Annotated in this window: 18 protein-coding genes; 5 read left to right on the top strand and 13 right to left on the bottom strand. The window is 72.2% G+C overall.

The genetic code is table 11. The annotated features are described in order from the left end of the window. Window positions 1-3 precede the first annotated feature (3 nt). The gene (locus VKN16_01800) at window positions 4-1110 is read left to right on the top strand and encodes a phospholipase (protein ID HME92935.1); all 1107 of its coding nucleotides are present in this window, start codon (window positions 4-6) and stop codon (window positions 1108-1110) included. Here the strand turns inward: VKN16_01800 and VKN16_01805 are convergent. The 9 genes from VKN16_01805 to VKN16_01845 all read right to left on the bottom strand — a co-directional run bounded on the left by VKN16_01805 (window position 1088) and on the right by VKN16_01845 (window position 10354). Continuing rightward, window positions 1088-1861 (bottom strand): ABC transporter permease, encoded by a 774-nt coding sequence (locus VKN16_01805; GenBank protein HME92936.1) that lies wholly within the window; start codon window positions 1859-1861, stop codon window positions 1088-1090. The genes VKN16_01800 and VKN16_01805 overlap by 23 nt on opposite strands. Next, window positions 1858-2625: an ABC transporter ATP-binding protein gene (locus tag VKN16_01810; GenBank protein HME92937.1), complete on the bottom strand. Its 768-nt coding sequence runs from the start codon at window positions 2623-2625 to the stop codon at window positions 1858-1860. Before VKN16_01810 ends, VKN16_01805 begins: the two co-directional genes overlap by 4 nt. Beyond that, window positions 2622-4124: an amidohydrolase gene (locus VKN16_01815; protein HME92938.1), complete on the bottom strand. Its 1503-nt coding sequence runs from the start codon at window positions 4122-4124 to the stop codon at window positions 2622-2624. Before VKN16_01815 ends, VKN16_01810 begins: the two co-directional genes overlap by 4 nt. A gap of 22 nt (window positions 4125-4146) precedes the next feature. Continuing rightward, on the bottom strand, window positions 4147-5193 hold the full coding sequence (locus VKN16_01820; protein ID HME92939.1) for an ABC transporter substrate-binding protein: 1047 nt from the start codon (window positions 5191-5193) through the stop codon (window positions 4147-4149). A 44-nt stretch (window positions 5194-5237) separates the two neighbouring features. Further along, complete coding sequence (locus VKN16_01825) at window positions 5238-5861, bottom strand: histidine phosphatase family protein (protein ID HME92940.1); 624 nt, start codon at window positions 5859-5861, stop codon at window positions 5238-5240. A 28-nt stretch (window positions 5862-5889) separates the two neighbouring features. Then, window positions 5890-7086, bottom strand: coding sequence for a CoA transferase (locus tag VKN16_01830; GenBank protein ID HME92941.1), 1197 nt, complete (start codon window positions 7084-7086; stop codon window positions 5890-5892). Further along, window positions 7079-7612 (bottom strand): DinB family protein, encoded by a 534-nt coding sequence (locus VKN16_01835; GenBank protein HME92942.1) that lies wholly within the window; start codon window positions 7610-7612, stop codon window positions 7079-7081. Before VKN16_01835 ends, VKN16_01830 begins: the two co-directional genes overlap by 8 nt. A 32-nt stretch (window positions 7613-7644) precedes the next feature. Next, on the bottom strand, window positions 7645-8550 hold the full coding sequence (locus VKN16_01840) for a DMT family transporter (GenBank protein ID HME92943.1): 906 nt from the start codon (window positions 8548-8550) through the stop codon (window positions 7645-7647). Between the two features lie 154 nt (window positions 8551-8704). After that, complete coding sequence (locus VKN16_01845; protein ID HME92944.1) at window positions 8705-10354, bottom strand: amidohydrolase; 1650 nt, start codon at window positions 10352-10354, stop codon at window positions 8705-8707. A gap of 105 nt (window positions 10355-10459) precedes the next feature. On the opposite strand from VKN16_01845, the gene VKN16_01850 reads away from it, so the two are divergent. Together VKN16_01850 and VKN16_01855 are read left to right on the top strand one after the other, a co-directional pair. After that, entirely contained in the window at window positions 10460-11560 is a 1101-nt protein-coding gene (locus VKN16_01850; GenBank protein ID HME92945.1) for a ResA-like WAxxUGC motif-containing protein, read from the top strand. Beyond that, window positions 11560-12615, top strand: coding sequence for an LLM class flavin-dependent oxidoreductase (locus tag VKN16_01855; GenBank protein ID HME92946.1), 1056 nt, complete (start codon window positions 11560-11562; stop codon window positions 12613-12615). The genes VKN16_01850 and VKN16_01855 overlap by 1 nt, the downstream gene beginning before the upstream one ends. Before the next feature lie 63 nt (window positions 12616-12678). Here VKN16_01855 and VKN16_01860 read toward each other — a convergent pair whose 3' ends face one another. Then, window positions 12679-13146: a hypothetical protein gene (locus VKN16_01860; GenBank protein HME92947.1), complete on the bottom strand. Its 468-nt coding sequence runs from the start codon at window positions 13144-13146 to the stop codon at window positions 12679-12681. Window positions 13147-13349: 203 nt separating this feature from the next. Next, on the bottom strand, window positions 13350-14225 hold the full coding sequence (locus tag VKN16_01865; protein ID HME92948.1) for an alpha/beta hydrolase: 876 nt from the start codon (window positions 14223-14225) through the stop codon (window positions 13350-13352). 162 nt (window positions 14226-14387) lie between these two features. Here VKN16_01865 and VKN16_01870 point away from each other — a divergent pair, with 162 nt between their 5' ends. Beyond that, window positions 14388-14558, top strand: a complete 171-nt coding sequence (locus tag VKN16_01870; protein ID HME92949.1) for a hypothetical protein — start codon at window positions 14388-14390, stop codon at window positions 14556-14558. A gap of 26 nt (window positions 14559-14584) precedes the next feature. Here VKN16_01870 and VKN16_01875 read toward each other — a convergent pair whose 3' ends face one another. Continuing rightward, on the bottom strand, window positions 14585-15166 hold the full coding sequence (locus VKN16_01875; protein HME92950.1) for a hypothetical protein: 582 nt from the start codon (window positions 15164-15166) through the stop codon (window positions 14585-14587). A 104-nt stretch (window positions 15167-15270) separates the two neighbouring features. Here VKN16_01875 and VKN16_01880 point away from each other — a divergent pair, with 104 nt between their 5' ends. Continuing rightward, window positions 15271-17181: a PAS domain S-box protein gene (locus VKN16_01880; GenBank protein ID HME92951.1), complete on the top strand. Its 1911-nt coding sequence runs from the start codon at window positions 15271-15273 to the stop codon at window positions 17179-17181. On the opposite strand, the gene VKN16_01885 is transcribed toward VKN16_01880, so the two are convergent. Continuing rightward, window positions 17171-18172: AI-2E family transporter (locus VKN16_01885; GenBank protein HME92952.1), on the bottom strand; the 1002-nt coding region annotated here is incomplete at its 5' end. The two genes, VKN16_01880 and VKN16_01885, sit on opposite strands and share 11 nt — an antisense overlap.

The raw sequence follows: 18172 nt of genomic DNA on the forward strand, positions 1-18172 counted from the left end.
CGCATGGCCGAGGCCGCCGGCGGCACCGAGGCCGTCGGCCCGCTGCTGTCCGCCCTGCTCGGGGCGCTGGATCGCGTCGAGTGGGTGCAGCGCGCTCTCTTCCCGCCGAGCGCGCCCGCGCTCGCGGAGCGGCTCACCCCGCACGCGGCCACGCTGGCCGGGCCGCTGCAGGCCCTGGAGGCCGCGGAGTGGCCGGAGGACCTGCGGCTCCTCCGCGAGCGGCTCGTGCTGGTCAGCCGGCAGGCGCTCGACCTGATCGACGCCTTCGCGAAAGCGGCCGAGACCGGCGAGCCGATCGAGCTGTACCGCGCCCTCCGCCGCTTCGCGCCGCTGCAGGAGGCGCTGTACCCGCTGAGCCCGGTGCTGGACCCGGTGAGCCGCTGGTTCCTCGAGCCGGCCCGGCGCGCCGACGATCTGCTGGTGGCCCGCCTGCGCGAGGCTGCGCTGCGCGAGGACGGCGCGCGCGTCGGGGTGCTGCACGCCCGCAACGATCGCGGCACTCGCGGCGGCTTCTCGCTCTACGTGCCGGAGACGTGGGAGGCGGCCGCCTCGCCGCCGCTGATCGTGGCGCTGCACGGCGGCAGCGGTCACGGCCGCGACTTCCTCTGGGCGTGGCTGCGCGAAGCCCGGACGCGCGGCGCGCTGCTGCTGTCGCCGACGGCCCAGGACCGCACGTGGTCCATCATGGGCGGCGAGGACGTCGACGCGGCGCGGCTGGCCATCGCGGTGGACGAGATCGCGACGACGTACCTGGTGGACCGCAGCCGCGTGCTGCTCACCGGCATGTCCGACGGGGCCACCTACGCGCTCATGGCCGGGCTCGCCGACGGCATGCCGTTCACCCACCTGGCGCCGGCGTGCGGGGCGCTGCACCCGATGCTGCTGGCCCGCGGCGGCATCGCGGCCGCGCGGGGGCGGCCGATCTACCTCGTCCACGGCGCGCTCGACTGGATGTTCCCGGTCCAGATCGCGCGGATGGGCCGCGACGCGCTGCAGGCGGCGGGGGCGCGCGTGGTCTACCGCGAGATCGAGGATCTCTCGCACACGTATCCGCGCGACGAGAACTCGCGGATCCTCGACTGGCTCCTCAGCCCCCCGCTTCCGGATTGAGCCACGGGCACAGCCATCGCTCGACCAGGCTGACCGCGGCGAAGAGCACGATGGCCATCAGCGACAGGATGATCATGGCGCTGAAGGCCAGCTCGGTCTTCCAGTACGACGTCGCGGAGAGGATCACGTAGCCCAGGCCCTTGTCGGAGCCCACGAACTCGCCCACCACCGCGCCGATCACCGACAAGGTGATCGCCACCTTGGCGCCCGCGAAGATGAAGGGCAGGGCCAGCGGCAGGCGCACCTTGAGAAACGTCTTGAAGCGGCTCGCGCGGTAGGAGCGGCTGAGATCCAGCAGCTCGGGCGGCGTGGCCGCCAGCCCGGTGGCGGTGTCCACGACCACCGGGAAGAAGGCGACCAGGAAGGCCACCACCATCTTGGGGAACTCGCCGAAGCCCAGGATCAGCAGCAGCACCGGCGCGATCGCGATCTTCGGCACCGATTGGGCCAGGATGATCAGCGGGTAGAGAGCCAGCCGCAGGGTCGGGGAGTAGACGATCAGCACCGCCAGCGGGACCCCCACCGCCATCGAGAGCGCGAAGCCGCCGAGCGTCTCGTAGAGCGTCACCCACGTGTGCTCGATGAAGCGGTAGCGCCAGTCCCAGCCCTCGCCCAGGATCGCCGACGGCGCGGGCATGATGAAGCGCGGCACGCGGAAGGCGCGCGTGGCCACTTCCCAGGCGACCACCGCGGCGATCAGGGTGGCCGCGGGCACCAGGGTCTCGCCGGCCAGCCGACGCAGCGTGCTCACGTGCGCTCCTTCCGGCGCGAGAAGATGAGGCCGCGCACCTCCTCGCTGTGGGCCTTGAAGCGCGGGTCGAACTCCAGGTCCATGGTGCGCGGCCGCGGCAGGTCCACCGTGATGACGCGCGCGATGCGCCCGGGGCGCGACGACATCACCACCACGCGGTCGGCCAGGAGGATCGCCTCCGGGATGGAGTGCGTCACGAACAGGATGGTCTTGCGCCGCTCTTCCCAGATGCGCAGCAGCTCGAGGCTCATCTCCTCGCGGGTCATCGCGTCCAGCGCCCCGAACGGCTCGTCCATCAGCAGCAGGCTCGGATCGGGCAGGAGCGCGCGGCAGATGGCCACGCGCTGCTGCATGCCGCCGGACAGCTCCCGCGGGTACTTGGTCTCGAACCCGGCCAGGCCGGTGAGCTCCAGCAGGTCGCCCGCCGGCTTGCGGTACTGGCGCGGCTCCAGCCCGAGCATCTCGATGGAGAACAGCACGTTGTCCATGACGGTGCGCCAGGGCAGCAGCACCGGCTGCTGGAAGACGAAGCCCACGTCGGGAAAGGGCTCCTCGACCGGCTGGTCCCGCACGTGGATCCGGCCGAGTGTCGGCGGCACCAGCCCGGCGACCAGCTTGAGCAGCGTGCTCTTGCCGCAGCCGCTCGGGCCCACGAGCGTGACGAACTCGTTGGCGCCGACCGCCAGCGAGGTCTCGGCCAGCGCGTGGACGAGATCGCCCCGCCGCGTCCGGTACGTCTTCTCGACGCCCTCCAGCCGGATCACGCCGAGGGCGGATCGGCCGCGAAGCGGTTGATCGGCAGCGCGGTGGCGACGGCGCCGCGGCACGCCGCGGCCACGTAGGGAGCGAGGCGCTGGGCCAGCGCCCAGGCCTGCGCGCTCTGTCCGCGCTGTCGGTCGGCCGCCGCCTGCGCGCGCTGGCGGATCGCGGACTCGTCCACCGTGGTCACGCGGCCGGCGTCGACCACCACGCGGCCGTCCACCAGCACCGTGTCCACCGCCGCGCCGGTCTCCGCGTAGACCAGCGCCTTGACCGGATCGGCCAGCGGGCGCATGAACACGGAGTCGGCCCGCAGCAGCACCAGGTCGGCCTTCCGCCGCGGGGCGATCGCGCCGAGGTCCTCGGCCTGCCCCAGCACCCGGGCGGTGCCGGAGGTGGCCAGGCCCCAGACCGTGTCGGCGTCGAGCCAGCGCTCGGTCTGGTGCGGGAAGCGCACCGTGCTGATCACCGAGGCGATGCGGAGGGCCTCGAAGAGATTCTGGTTGTCCGCGCAGGTCGAGCCGTCGGTGCCGAGGCCGACCGTGACACCCCGGTCGAGCATCTCGCGCACCGGGGCGATGCCGGCGCCGAGCCGCAGGTTGGAGCCGGGGTTGTGGGCCACCGCCGCCCCGGCGTCGGCCAGCATCCGCACGTCGTCGTCGGTGAGCCAGATGGAATGCGCGCCCACGAAGCCCGGCCCGAGGAGGCCGTGGTCGGCCAGGCGGGCCACGATGCTCTTGCCCCACCGGCGATGGCTCTCGACCGTCTGCACCTTGGACTCCGCCAGGTGGGTGTGGATGGAGACGCCGTACTCCCGCACGAGGGCGGCGCAGCCGTCGAGAAACTCGTCGGTGGCCTGGTTCGGGATGGTGGGCGCCACGCCCATCCGCACGCGGCCGTCGGCGCCGCCGTGCCAGCGGCGGATGATACGCTCGGTGAGCTCCAGCAGGCCCTTGGTCGGCGCCGGCTTCATCTCCTCCACGGTCTTCCGCAGATCGGCCGGCAGCAGATCGGCCAGGCCCGGGACGGTCTGGTAGAACGTCACGTCGGCCACCGCCGGGGCCAGGACCACGCGCACGCCCACGTCGGTGTAGGCGCGCACGACCGCCTCGAAGGCCTCATCGGTGATCGCGGGCACCGCCATGTAGAGGTCGTACGCCGAGGTACAGCCGGTCTTGAGCATCTCGATCGCGCCGATGGCCGCTGAGAGGTATTCGTCCTCTGGCGTTCTGAATCCATAGTTTGCCGCCGAGTGCGTGAGCAGGTCCTCGAGCGTCCAGTTGCCGGCCCGCCCGCGCGAGAGATGGCTCGCCGCATGAGTGTGGGCGTTGCCCATCCCCGGCAGCACGATGGAGCCCGAGGCGTCGACGAGCTGGGCGCCGGCGGGGACGGCGAGTCCCGGCCCCACCGCCGCGATGCGGTCCCCCTCGATCAGCACGTCGGCGCGGCTCAGGGTGGCCGGCGTGCCGGCCAGGATCTGCCCTCCACGGATGAGCATGGCCATGGCGGCCTCCGTCCTCTGCGCCCTACTTCTTCTCGGGCAGCAGATCGTTGGTGTAGACCTCCTCGAGCGAGACCTTGCGCTTGAGCTCGAGGTACTGGGTGTAGAGGTCGCGGGTCTTCTCGAGCTGGGCGGGGTCGAACTGGCCGACCGCCATCTTGCCGCCGGTGACCTCGCTCGCGTACACGAAGCGCGCCCCGACCTGCGCGGCGCCGATGGCGCCGTCGCGGTCCACCTCGGGGTGGTGCTTGAGCACGTAGCCGACGCCCTCGTCCCAGTGCTTGTCGCGGAAGGCGTAGTCGGCGCCCTTGAAGGTGGCGCGCAGGAAGGCCTTCAGGCCGTCGGGGTCCTTGGCGATGGTGTCCTCGCGGGCCACCAGCGAGGTGGAGGCCACGTCGAAGCCCAGATCGGCCCACGCCGCGAGCACGCGGACGTCGGCGTTCTGCTGCTGGGCGACCTTGCGGATGCGCGCCTCGTGCACCACGAAGAACGGCACCGCGTCGGTGGCCCCGCGGATGAGCGCGGGCGGCATCGACGCGGCGTCCATCGTGACCCACGTCACCGAGTTGGGCTTGAGCCCGGACAGCTTCTCGAACACGGGCCACAGGATCTGGTGGCTGTTGCCGGGGGAGATCGCGAGCTTCTTGCCCTCGAGCTCCTTCGCGCTCTTGATCGGCGAATCGCCGCGCACGAAGATGCCGTGCGGCGGCCGCCGGTACCAGAGCGCGATGGCCTTGACCTTGACGTCGGTGTTGGCGCGCGCCGCCATGAGGGCCGAGATGTCGGCGATGCCGACCTCGCCCTGACCCGCCGCGATGCGCTTGACGGTATCGCCGGAGCCCTGGCCGCGGAGGATCTTCACGTCGAGACCCTCGTCTCGATAGAAGCCTTTCTCCAGCGCGGTGTAGTGCGGCACGTACTCGCCGGTGGGGACGAAGTCGAGGATCAGCGTGTACGGGCGCAGCGGCTTCGACTGGGCGCTGCCCGTCACCGGCGCCAGCAGCAGCGCGGCGGCGAGGGCGGCGGCGAGGGCGGCGACGAGGGACAAGGACAGGCGGGCGCGTCCGATCATGGGCCATCCTCCGGGGAGCCGCGGGGTCGGGTTGACGGTGCGCATCAGGCCGCGCCGGAATCGACGAGCGGCTGTGCCGCGAGGTCGTCGAGATGGGCGATGCAGTTCAGCAGCCGCACGCGCCACGAGCGGGCCGTCCCGTCCGGGCCGTCCAGGATCGTGACCGCGGTGTTCTCCCAGCGCTCGGGCACCACGTGCCCGTCGGGCAGGACCAGGTGGCGGCCGGCCAGCGAGCGGCAGACCAGTCCGTGGGTGACGACCGCGAGATGCCCGTCGGCGGCCGCGGCGCGGGCGCACATCAGGGCCCAGGCGCGGTCCACCCGCTCGTGGAACACCTCCCACGTCTCGCCGTTGGGCGGCGCGTAGCCCGGCGCGAACATGTCGAGGCCGAGCTCGGCGTAGGGCGCCCCGCGCAGGTCGCCGAAGTTGCGCTCCTGCAGGAGCGCGTGGCGCTCGATCGCCAGGCCGGTGACGCGAGCCAGGTGCTGCGCGGTCTCGACCGCGCGGGCGAGGTCGCTCGAGAGGATGGAGGCGACGCCTTCGCGCTCGAGGCGCTTGGCCAGCCGCTCGGCCTGGGCGATGCCGCGCGGGGACAGCGGGTTGTCGGGCAGCTGGACGGTGCGCGAGGCGTTGCCGAGCGTCTCACCGTGGCGGATCAGGAAGATCATGCGCAGGCAGGCCGCCGGCCGCGCCGGCTCAGATCACGCGGTCGCGCCGCAGCTCGGCGATCGCCGCGGCGTCGTACCCGAGCCCGCCGAGGATCTCCGCGTTGTGCTCGCCCAGTCGCGGCGCGACCCGGCGCACCGCCACCGGGGCGGCCGACATGCGGATGGGCGTGCGGATGTGCGGCACCCGGCCCAGCTCGGCGTCGTCGGCGTGGACGACCATCTCGCGGTGCACCACCTGCGGGTCGGCGAAGAGCTGCTCGTAGCTGTACACCGGCCCGCACGGCACCCCCGCCTCGTCGAGCACCGTGATCCAGTGCGCGGTGGGCGCGGTGGCCAGCACCGCGGTGATCTCCTTCTCCAGCGCGAAGCGGTGCTTGCGCCGCTCGACCGCCTTGGCGAAGCGCGGGTCCTCGAGCCACTCCGGATGGCCGAGAGCGCGGGCGCAGCGCTCCCAGATGGACTGGCCGGCCGCGCCGATCATCATGTAGCCGTCCTGGGTCTCGAAGCGCTGGTAGGGCGCGTTCTGCCGGTGGCGCGAGCCCATGCGCACCGGCTCGACGCGGTCGGCGAGCCAGCCCGCGCTGGTCCACGACGAGAAGCCGACCGCGGTCTCCAGCAGCGAGCACTCGATCTTCTGGCCCCGTCCGGTCCGCTCGCGCTCGTAGAGCGCGGCCAGCACGCCCTGGGCGCCCCACATGCCGGTGCCCAGATCGCAGATCGGCAGGCCCACCGAGGTGGGCGGCCCGTCGGGCTCGCCGGTGACGTGCATGATGCCCCCCATGCCCTGGGCGATGAGATCGAAGCCGCCCTTCTCGCGATAGGGCCCGTCGGAGCCGAAGCCGGAGAGTTGCGCGTAGATGAGCCGCGGATTGGCGGCGCGGAGCGTCTCCCAGCCGAGCCCGGCGCGGTCCATCACCGTCGGGCGGTAGTTCTCCACGAGCACGTCGGTCCGGGCGATCAGCTGGAGGAAGATCTCGCGGCCGCGCGCGCCCTTGTAGTCGAGGGTGAGGCTCTTCTTGTTGCGGTTGATGTAGCGGAAGTACGGGTTGCGCTCGCTGCCGTCGCCCATGCCGCGCGAGGAGTCGCCCGCGCCCGGGCGCTCCAGCTTGATCACCTCGGCTCCCATGTCGGCCAGGATCATGGTGCAGAAGGGCCCCGCCATGTGCTCGGTCAGGTCGAGCACCTTCACGCCATCGAGCGGCCCCCGCGCGGTCGTCTCAGCCATGCGATCTCCCGTCTCCCGCGATGTCGCGCGCGTGGCCCAGGGCGTGGGCCACCGCGATCATGTAGAACACGCTCGCGAGCGGGCCCTCCACTCCGCCCGCGGAGCGGATGGGGCGCGCGAAGAGCGCCTCGTCCGCCGCCTCCACCGCCGCGATGGTGGCGGCGCGATTCGTCTCGAACTCGTCGAGCAATTCGTCGACGGTCAGGTGCGCGCGCTTGGCGACCTGCCGCTCGTTGTAGGCGTCGTTGCCGCCCTTCATCGGGCGGGTGGGCGGCGCCGCGTCGGCCGGCGCCGGCGGGGTGCGGGCGATGTCGATGAGTCGCGGGTAGCTCCACTCGATCGACGCGATGTGGGCGAGGATCTGGCGTCCCGTCCAGCCGTTTTCGTAGCGGCCCTCCTCGAAGCGCTCGGCGGGCAGCGACCGCACCAGCGCCACGACCTCGTCGCGGCTTCCACGCAGCGCCTCCAGCAGCTCGCGCTTGGAGAGCGCCGGCGGCGAGTCGACGGCCCGATAATCCTCGGCCATGGCCGAGAGATTGGGGCCGCGCGCCGGACCTGTCAAGCGGCGGCCCGCTCGTTGCCGGCCCGGTCGGTGGCTCCGATCGCCACGCCACCCAGTACCAGCACGATTGCGACCACCAGCGAGAGCGAGACCGGCTCGCCGAGCCAGAGGGCGGCGGTGATCACGCTCACCACCGGCGTGGCCAGCAGCGCCAGCGAGGTGGTGACCGCGGGCAGGAGCCGGCTCGCGGTGGCCACCGCCCAGTAGGCCACCGCGGTGCCCACGATGCCGAGATAGAGCAGCAGCGCGACGAACGACGGCCGCCAGTCGATGGCCGGCGCCGGCTGAGTCCAGAGCGCGATCGGAGCCAGCAGCAGCGTCGATAGCAGGGTTTCCCATGGGATCAGGGCGAACGGGGTGGAGCGCCAGCGGTGGGCGCGAATGTGCAGGATGCTCCCGGCCCAGAGCAGCGCCGCGAGCAGGACGGCCAGGTGGCCGAGCACGACCGCGCGATCGCCCCAGTCGAGGGCCAGCGGGTTGAACAACGTCACCAGCCCCGCGAGGCCGACGAGCACGCCGAGGGTGCGCCGAGGCGTGAGCGGCTCGCCCAGTAGCAGAGCGGCGCCCGGGGTGACCCAGAGCGGGGTGGTGTAGGCGAGCACCACCGTGCGACCGGTCGGGACGAGCCCGAGCCCCCAGCTCGCGAGCAGGTTGAAGCCGACCATGTGCAGCAGCGTGATGCTCAGCAGCACCGGCCAGTCCCCGCGCGGCGGCCACGCGATGCGCCCGCGCCACGCGGTCAGCGCGAAGAGCGCGACGGTGGCGATGAGCGAGCGCAGGGTGACGGCCCAGAGCGGCGACAGCGTGGCCAGCACGACCTTGTTCACCGGCCAGGTGAGTCCCCAGGCCAGGATTACGATGATCAGCGCCAGGACGCCCTGGCCGCGCGCGCTCGAGGGCACGGGCGATCAGCGACGGCGCGCGGGCACGAGGAGAGCGGACACGAGCGCGATACTGCCAACCGGGTGCGGCGGCGTCAAGGCGCGCGGCTGGGGCCGGGCCGGAGCTGTCGTGCCCGGCGCAACCCCAGGTGAGCAAGGATGGGGTGGGCGATCGTTACACGAGCGGCAGGCGATCGAACGCGGCGCGGCCGCCGATCACCGTCGCCAGCACCTCGACGCCCGCGATGGCCTCCGGGTCGATCCGGGTAGGATCGGCCGACAGCACTGCGAAGTCGGCCAGCTTCCCAGGCTCCAGCGATCCCAGGTCCGCCTCGCGGAAGGCGGCCCGCGCGGAGTGCAGCGTATAGCAGCGGATGGCCTCCTCGGGGGCGAGCGCCTCCGCCGGGTTGAACGGCCGGCCGCTCGCCGTGCGCTGGGTGACCATGGCGTGGATGCCGAGGAGCGGCGCGCCCTGCACCACCGGGCGATCCGAGCTGCCGGGCGCCAGCACGCCGGCGTCCAGAAAGCTCCGCTGTCGGTAGCACCACGCCGAGCGTGCGGGGCCGAGCGCGTCGAGCATCCCGTCGCCGATCTCGTTGATGAAGCGGCCCTGGGGCACCGGGATGACGCCGAGGCGAGCGAGACGCGACACGTCGTCCGGCCGGCAGACTCCGCAGTGCTCGATGCGATGGCGATGGTCTGCGCGAGGGTGGGCGGCCAGCGCATCCTCGTAGATGTCCAGCACCGTGGTGACGGCGCGATCGCCGATGGCGTGGGTCGCCACTTGCCACCCGGCCCGGTGCGCGCGCGTGATGATCCGGCGCAGTCGCTCCACGTCCATCTGGAAGAAGCCGCGGTTCCCCGCCTCGTCCTCGAAGTCGCAGCACATCGCGGCGGTGCGGCCGATCAGCGAGCCGTCGGAGAAGATCTTCATCGCCCCGATGCGGAGCCAGTCGTCGCCCCATCCGGTGCGCATGCCGAGGTCGAGGCCGAAGCCGTCGCCGTCCGCCGCCGCGTGGGGCAGGTCGTGGAGGGCCTCCGCCGCGACCATCAGCGTGGCGCGGACGCCGAGCCGTCGCTGCCGGCGCGCCTCCTGCCACGCGGCCAGCTCGACCGGGCTCCGCGCGACGAGCCCGCCGCCGACCCCCGCCTCCTGGACGCTCGTCAGGCCCTCGCGGAGATAGTGATCGCTGGCCCGGCCGATCGCGTCCACCAGCTCCGCGAGCGGGTAGGGATAGACGAGCGCGCGCACGAGTGCCTGCGCCTGCTCCTGCAGGAGCCCGGTGGCGCGGCCGGCGGCGTCGCGCTCGACCACGCCGCCCTCGGGCACGGGGACGCGGTCGATACCGATGGCGTCGAGCACTCTTCCGCCGACCACGCACATGTGACCGGAGTTGTGCCGGAGCCACACGCGATGATCGGGCGCGACCGCGTCCAGCTCCGCCGCCGTCGGGTGACGGCGCTCGGCGAGCTTGTTCTGATCGTAGCCGCTGCCGATGACCCACGCGCCCGGCGGCTCGGTCGCCGCACGCGCCTTCACGAGACGCAGGATGTCCTCCACACTGCCCGCCGGCGGCGACCCCAGCGGGATGTCGGCCAGCCCCATCCCGAAGCTCGGCATGTGATTGTGCGCGTCGTGAAAGCCGGGCACGACCGTGCGGCCCTGCAGGCTCACGACGCGCGCCGCGGTCAGGTGCCGCCGCAGCTCATCGCCCTCGCCCACCGCGACGATGCGGCCGCCGTGCACGGCCAGCGCGGTGGCGCGCGGCCGCGCCGGGTCCATGGTCAGCAGGGTGCCGCCCTCGAAGATCAGATCGACCTGCATGGCCCGACATGATACCGGCCAAACGCGCTACGAGACAGCGGCAGGGACGGGGTCCTCGCCGGTGGTAAGATCCCGCCACCACCCGTTACCGGAAAGGACGGAGCCATGGTGACAGTGCTGACGGAGTCGGGCGAGCATGCGATGCCCACCACGGATGGCAGCGGCGACGCGCTCTGGTCGCCCGCGCCCGAGGCGGCAGCGACGACCGGCTGGGAGGCCAAGCCGGAGGGTCTCTGCCGGGGCGAGGTCTGCGTGCCGCTGCCGGCCGGCCGCGAGCGCGAGCTCGTCGACGGCGGGCGCATCAACCTGGCCGCGCTGTGGCGCCACCTCGGCCGGCCCGTGTTGCACAGCGCCCACGGCGACGTGTGGGTGCTGGGCGAGAGCGCGCAGCAGCGCGCGGCCGCGCTGGCCTCGCTGGAGGCGCCCGACTTCACGCTGCCCGACGTCAACGGGCGCATGCACCGGCTCTCGGACTATCGCGGCAAGAAAGTGCTGCTGGTCACCTGGGCCTCGTGGTGAGGGTGCCGCCGCGACCTGCCCGTGTGGCAGGAGCTGTACGAGGAGCTGGCTCCGCGCGGGTTCGTGGTCCTCTCGGTGGCGATGGACAGCCGCGAGGGCGACCCGTTGCCGTGGATCGAGGCGGGCAAGCCGACGTATCCGGTCCTGATCGACCGTGAGCACCGGCTGGCCGAGCTGTACGGCATCGTCAACGTGCCGCAGGCCGTATGGATCGACGAGGCCGGGCGCATCGTGCGGCCGGCGGAAGCGGCCGGGGCGTACGAGGGCTTCCGGAAGATGAATCGGTCGACTCGAGAGATGCCGGAGGAGGCGGCGCGGCTCACCACGCAGGCGAAGTCGACCTACCTCGACGCGATCCGCGACTGGGTCCGGTCGGGAGCCCGCAGCGAGCACGCGTTCGACGCCGACGGGGCCCGCGCGCATCTGCCCGCGATCACCACGGACATCGCGACGGCGCAGGCCATGTTCCGGCTGGGCCAGGCCCTGCTGCGGCGGGGCGAGCAGACGGAGGCACAGCGGTGGCTCCAGGAGGCGAGCCGGCTGCATCCCGACTCCTGGTGCATCTGGCGTCAGAGCGCCGGGGTCAACGACCTGGGGCTGGCCGCGCTGCCCGATTTCTGGCAGCGGGTGGACGCACTCGGGGCCAATCGCTACTACCTCCCGGTGGACATGAAGGGCATGCCGTAGTGCCAGTTCCGAGATTCGGGCTCAACCGCTTCGACTCGCGCTCGGTCGATCTCTTCGCGGCGGACGTGCGCCGGGCCGAGCAGCTCGGCTGGGACGCAGCGCTGCAGCCCGACTCGCAGCTCCGTCGGCGCGACACCTACGTGCTGCTGGCCGCGGCGGCGCGAGTCACCGAGCGGATCACGCTGGGGCCGTTGCTGGCCAATCCGGTCAATCGTCACCCGACGGTCACCGCCTCGTCGATCGCCACCATCGACGAGCTGGCGCCCGGGCGCGTGCTGCTCGGCTGGGGCGTGGGCGACACTGCGGTGCGCCTGGCCGGGCTGCGGCCCGCGCGCGTCAAGGAGCTGGAGGAATCCACGCGCCTCATGCGCGCGCTGCTCGACGGCGAGGCGGTCGAGGTGGGCGCGGCCCGGCCGGCGCGCCTGCCGCATCACCGGCCGGTGCCGATCTGGATCGCGGCGGGCGGTCCGAAGACGCTGCGGATGGCGGGCGCGGTGGCCGACGGGGTATTCATCCGGGTCGGCACGCATGCGGCCAACATCGCGACCGCAGTGGACGCGATCCGCGGCGGCGCGGTCGAGGCCGGGCGCGATCCGGCGGGGGTGCGCCTCGGGGCGATCTTCCACACCGTGCTGGTCGACGATGCCGACCGCGCACTCACCATGGCGCGGTCGATGGCCGCGGGCTACTACGAGTACTCGCCCGCGCTCTTCACCCCGCCGGGGATTCAGTGGACGGGCCCGGACCCGGAGCGGCTCAAGCACGACCGCGGCGTGTGGCCGGACTTCCATCACGCGGCAGATCTGGAGGCGAGCGGCCGCGTGGTGGATTTCCTGCCGGAGCGCGCGGCCGATGCCTTCAGCCTGCGCGGTGGCCCGGCCGAGGTGGCCGGGCGCCTGATCGAGGCGCTGCGGGCGGCGCCCGCCGTCTTCGACCACGTGGTGTTGCACCCGATCCCGGATCCGCGCTGGCCCGCGGGCCCCGAAGCCGACTACACCGCCCGCATGGCGCGTGAGGTGCTGCCTCGGGCCCGGGCGTCCCTCGCAGCGGGATAGCTTCGAGCATGAAGCCCGAAGGGGCGGTCACTGGAGCGTGACCTTCCCCTTCGGGCGGCCGGTCTAGCAGCGTCCCTGCTTGGCAAGCCCGGGCGGGCACCCGCGCCCGGGATGATCCATCTTCTTCGCGTGGCCGGGAGGAATCTTGTAATACGCAATCGGAACGGCAAGAACCGGCTGGGGTACCCGAGCCGGCACGACTGCCATCCACGGGCCTCCGTGCTTCGTGGCGACGAACCATCCGCCATGATGGAAGCTGTAGTAGCGTCCGCCGTAGGCGAAGAAGTTCATGTTGACGCCGGGCGCATAGAACACCGGCGACCCGGGCACGACCACGAGCTGCGGCGGGATCGCGACGATCGGAGGCGTCACGACGACGGGGGGCGCGACCACGACAGGGGGCGCTGGCGTCGTCACGATCACCTGGGGGGGCGGGGGCACGCTGATGTTGACGCCGATCTTCACTCCGTCTGCTGCCACCGAGCCTGCTGCGGCAAGGCAAACGATGGCGGTGAGTACCAGGATGCGCATCGAGGACCTCCTGCACAGTGCGGCGTAGTCGCTTCTGACGCCGTAAGCTGCATATCCCTGGCCAAGCCATTGTGCAAGAGCAACGCTTTATTCTCTCGGTGCTTCCGGCTCGGGGTCTTCGAACACTCCGCGAGAAACGGTGTCAGGCAGGACGCCCTGGGTCAACGGCGAGTCCCTACCTGGTGACCCGCCGCGCTCGCAGGCTAGCCCAGGTGCTCGTGGACGAACTCGATGATGCGCGAGATGGTCCGCTCCACCGCGGGTGAGGTCGGCTTCCGGCCGATGTAGCCCTCGGCCTCGCCCTCCATCAGCTCCAGATCGACCCGGCCGCCGATCTTCCGGTACTGCGTCACGAAGCGGTCGAGATCGGGCCTGGGATGGGCCATGTCGCGCGTGCCCTGGATGTAGACCACCGGGGGCGTCTCCACGCGCTCGCCGCGCTCCAGCGCCAGCGTCGGGCTGCCGTCGGCCATGGCGGCCTCGGTGCCCCAGTACTGGTCGTGGCAGGGCAGCACGCGATCCACGACCTCCGGATAGGTGCCGCCCCCGGCCTTGAGCGCCTTCGCGTAGCGATAGCGGCCGAGCGGGTCGATCACCGGCCAGCAGAGCACCGCGCAGCCCACGCGGCCGTCGACCGCGGGCGCCCCCGCGGGCAGGGGCAGCGCGGCGTAGGTTGGATCGGCCGGCTTCATGGCGAGCAGCATCGCCTGGTGCGCCCCGCTGGAGGCACCCATGAGCCCGACACGGTCCGCGCGGCCGTGGAAGTCGGCGGCGCGGCTCTTGAGCCAGCGCACCCCGTAGCTGATGTCCTGGAGCGACGCCGGATACGCCGCCTCGGGCGGCATGCGGAAGTCGAGCGCGGCGACCACCACGCCGCTCCGGGCCAGCGCCTCGTTCATGATGGTGTCGCTGAGCCGGTCACCGCGGCACCACGCCCCGCCGTGTAGCTCGACGATCATCGGGAACGGCCCGGCGCCGCGTGGCACGAACAGGCGGGCCAGCAGCGGGCGATCGCCGTGCCGGAGGTACTCGACGTCTCGCACGTCGATCTCGTGGTCCAGCAGCGTCTGGTTCGCCATGGTCGTCTCCTCCCCGCGGGATAGATGGTCGCCGCGTATGATACACCCCGTGGGGCAACAGACCTTGTCGCGACCTGGCTGGCTGTTGCACCATAGCGCCGGTCCCCGTCGCGCTGAGTCGACGCACGGAATCGACAGGATGGCGATCAGGAGAATTGGAGAATGACAGTCCGCGAGCAGGAGACGTTGCTCCAGGCGCTCGATCTCTGGCGGAAAGCGGTCGGCGAGATGACATGGGAGGCTCGGGCCGAAGCGTCGCTGGCCTTGCTGCTCGTGAGGGACGAAGAGATCGAGAGTCTCCGCGGCCGCATCCAGCAAGGAGAGATCTCGTGAAGTCCCCGAGCGAAGCCCGGTCCCGCTTACCGTGCGCGCAGCGTGCTGGAGATGGCGTCGAGGAGCGCCTCCTCTTCGTCCGAGACGCCCGAGCGGAGGCCGAGCACCTTGCCGAGACCGCCTGATGCCTCCGCCACTTGGCGACACGCCTCGACGGTCCGCCTGGTCCGCTCCGCCTGCTCGGCGGGGGTGAGGACGGACAGCCCCGTCTTGATGGTCTCGATGGCGGTGTCGAACAGCGTGTCTTCCGGACGCTCGCGCAGCCATTGCCCGAGCCGGGCGTAAGCGGGCGAGCCCTTCTCGACGCCCCGTGCGGCGGCGACGCGCAGGACGGCCTCGCGTTCGGGATCCGTCACGGCGCCTCCGGCCCAGGCGACCTGAACCAGGGGGGCGAGGAGGAACGCCGACGCCGTGTCCAGCGTCACCCCGAGCGCCATGATCCGGCCGAGCAGCTCGGGGTTGTCGACCTGGAGCTTCACCGCCACCGCCTCGGCGACCTCTTCGAGCCGGGCCCGCTCGCGGAGCTTCTCGACGAGCTTGGCGTCGTGCTTGCGGAAGTACTCATCCTCGAAAGACTGCCCGCGTTCCTTGAACATATCCTTGCTCATCGTCTCGCGTCCTCCGTTGACGTGACCGTGTGAACTGTTCGTCGCCGCCTGGTCGGCATCATAGCTTGCCAGGCTAGTCGGGAGCGGCCATACTCTCGCCCACCATGCAGGTTCCCGGCTTCGGAGAGAAGCTCCGGGCAGTCTTCGGGCTGAGCCCGACCGTCCTGTGCCTCACCGGCGTGGACGACGGCCGGATCCGTGACGCCAACGACGCGTTTCTCTCCACCAGCGGATATACGCGCGACGAGATCCTCGGGCACACTCCGGTGGAGCTGGGGCTCTGGGTCGACCCCTTCCAGCGGGACGAGGGCCTCCACCTGCTCAAGGCCGGCCGCCCCGTCCGCAACATGGAGTGCCGCTTCCGGATGAAGAGCGGCGCGGAGCGCGTCATGGTGCTCTCGGCGGACGTGGTGATGTTCGACGGCGAGGCGTGCATTCTGAGTGCCTTGACCGACATCACGGAGCGGACGCGGGCCGAGGCCGCCCTGCGCGAGAGCGAGCGCCGCTTCATGGTCGCCTTCCACAGCAACCCCCTGCCCATGTCCATCACGAGCCTGCGCGACCATCGTCACCTCGAGGTCAACGACGCGGCGCTGCGCCACAGCGGGTATACGCGGGAGGAGATGCTGGGGCGTAGCAAGGCGGACCTCGGCTTCTGGGCCGCCCCCGAGCAGCGCGCCCGGATGCTGCAGCGGCTGGACGAGGAGGGCCGGGTGCGCGACTACGAGGTGACCTTCCGCAATCGCGCGGGCGACGAGCGGAGGCTCCTCGTGAACTCCGAGGTCATCACCTTCGGCGGCGAGCCGGCGGTGCTGAGCGTCTCGCTCGACATCACCGAGCGGAGCGAGCTGGAGGTCCAGATCCGCACCCGCCGCGACGAGGCGGAGGCCCTCGCCCAGACGCTGCAGGCCGCGAACCAGGCCAAGGACGAGTTCCTGGCCATGCTCGGGCACGAGCTGCGCAATCCCCTCGGCACCCTCTCCAACGCGGTGGCGGTGCTCAAGCGGCTCGAGGGCGACGAGACCACGCGGCACGTGGTGGAGATCATCGGCCGGCAGACCGCCCAGCTCACCCACCTGGTGAAGGACCTGCTCGACATCGCGCGGGTGACCTCGGGCAAGATCGACCTGCAGCGGCGCGCCGTCGACCTGCGGGCCCTGGCCGGGCGCTGTCTCGACGCCCTCGCGCACGCGGGCCGCACGGATCGGCACGGCGTCTCGGTGCACGGCGACGCGGTGCACGTCGCCGCGGACGCGGCCCGCCTCGAGCAAGTGGTCAACAACCTGCTCGACAACGCGCTCAAGTACACGCCGCCGGGCGGCCGCATCATCGTGACCACGGAGCGGGCGGGTGACAGCGCGGTGCTGCGGGTGCGCGACACCGGCCACGGCATCCGCACCGAGCTGCTCGGGCGCGTGTTCGACCTCTTCGTGCAGGAGCCGCAGAGCTTCGAGCGCTCGCGCGGCGGGCTCGGGCTGGGCCTGGCCCTCGTGAAGCGGCTGGTCGAGCTGCACGGCGGCACGGTGGCCGCGTGGAGCGCGGGGCCCGGGCAGGGCAGCGAGTTCACCGTGCGTTTGCCCGCGATGGCCGCGCCCGACGCGAGTCCTCGGCCGTTCGACGGCGCGCGCCCCGTCGGCGCGTCCCGGCGCGTGCTGGTGGTGGAGGACAGCCCGGACGCGCGCGACAGCCTCCGCCTGCTGCTCGAGATGGCCGGCCATCACGTCGAGACGTCCGAAGACGGGCCCGGCGGCCTCGCCAAGGTCGTCGTGTTCCGGCCCCACGTGGCGTTGATCGATCTGGGCCTGCCCGGTATGGACGGCTTCGCGGTGGCGCGGGAGCTGCGCCGCCGCCCGGAGACCTGCGCGATCCGGCTGGTGGCGGTGACCGGCTACGGGCAGGCCGAGGACCGGCGCCAGGCGCTGGCCGCCGGGTTCGACCTGCACGTGACGAAGCCGGTGGACCCGGCGATGCTCGACCAGATGCTCGGGCTCGACGGCATCCCGGCTACGCCGTAGCCGGGGCGCCGGCCGCCGCGTCGATCTCGGCGGGCGAGCGGAGCGTCGGTGGCTCGAGCCCGTACACCTGCTGCAGGTGCTGCCGGCTCTCGAGCAGGCTCGTGCTGATCAGGTCCGCGCCAGCCCCTTCGAGCTGCCGTCGCGTCAGGACCGCGTTGTGGCGCAGTCCCCAGCGTCCCACCAGGATGCGCAGATCCGGGAAGCGCGCGCGCAGCCGCTTGCACAGATAGCGCGTCCGGCCGCGGCCGCCCGACGGCAGCGCTCCCAGGAAGACCGCGGCGGGCCGCTGCTCGGAGATCAGCGCGATGATCTCCGAGCCCAGCAGGTGCGGGGAGGCGATCTCGAGGCTCCAGCGCGACGGGTCGACCAGGTGCTCGAGCATCGCGAGGCCCAGCCGGTCCGCCTCGTCCCGGACGGGAATTCCCACGACACGGACCTGGCGCGGCGGGGCTTCCGTCTCGGGGGGCGTCTCGGCCGCCTCCGCATCAGGTCGCGCCCGGGCGCCGAGGGCGTCCACGATCTCGCGCGTGTCTCGCCAGATGGATTGCTCGCCCTCCTCGGACAGCGTGTCCGCCGCGCGGTCGTGGCGGGCATGGCGCAGGGCGGGCAGGATGACCTCGCCGAAGACCGCCTCGAGGGAATGCTCGCGCGCGCGCTCGGTGACGATGCGCTCGGCCTCGGGCCGGTCCTGCGCGAGCAGCCGCTGGTAATAGGCGGCCGCGGGGGCGATCGGCGGCTCGTCCGACATCAGGACGCCGATGAACTCGAGGCCGGGAACGTGCTTGGCGAGCACGACGAGGCACACGGTGAGCGGCGTGGCCAGCACCAGCCCGATCGGGCCCCACAGCCACGCCCAGAAGGCCACCGAGCAGAGCAGGGCCACCTGCGAGACGCCCGCGCTCTGGCCGTAGAGCAGGGGCTCCAGCACGAAGCTGGCCGCCACCTCCAGCACCACGAAGAGCCCGGCGACCAGCAGCGGCTGGTACCAGCG

The organism is Candidatus Methylomirabilota bacterium, assembly GCA_035315345.1.
GTDB lineage: Bacteria > Methylomirabilota > Methylomirabilia > Rokubacteriales > CSP1-6 > CAMLFJ01.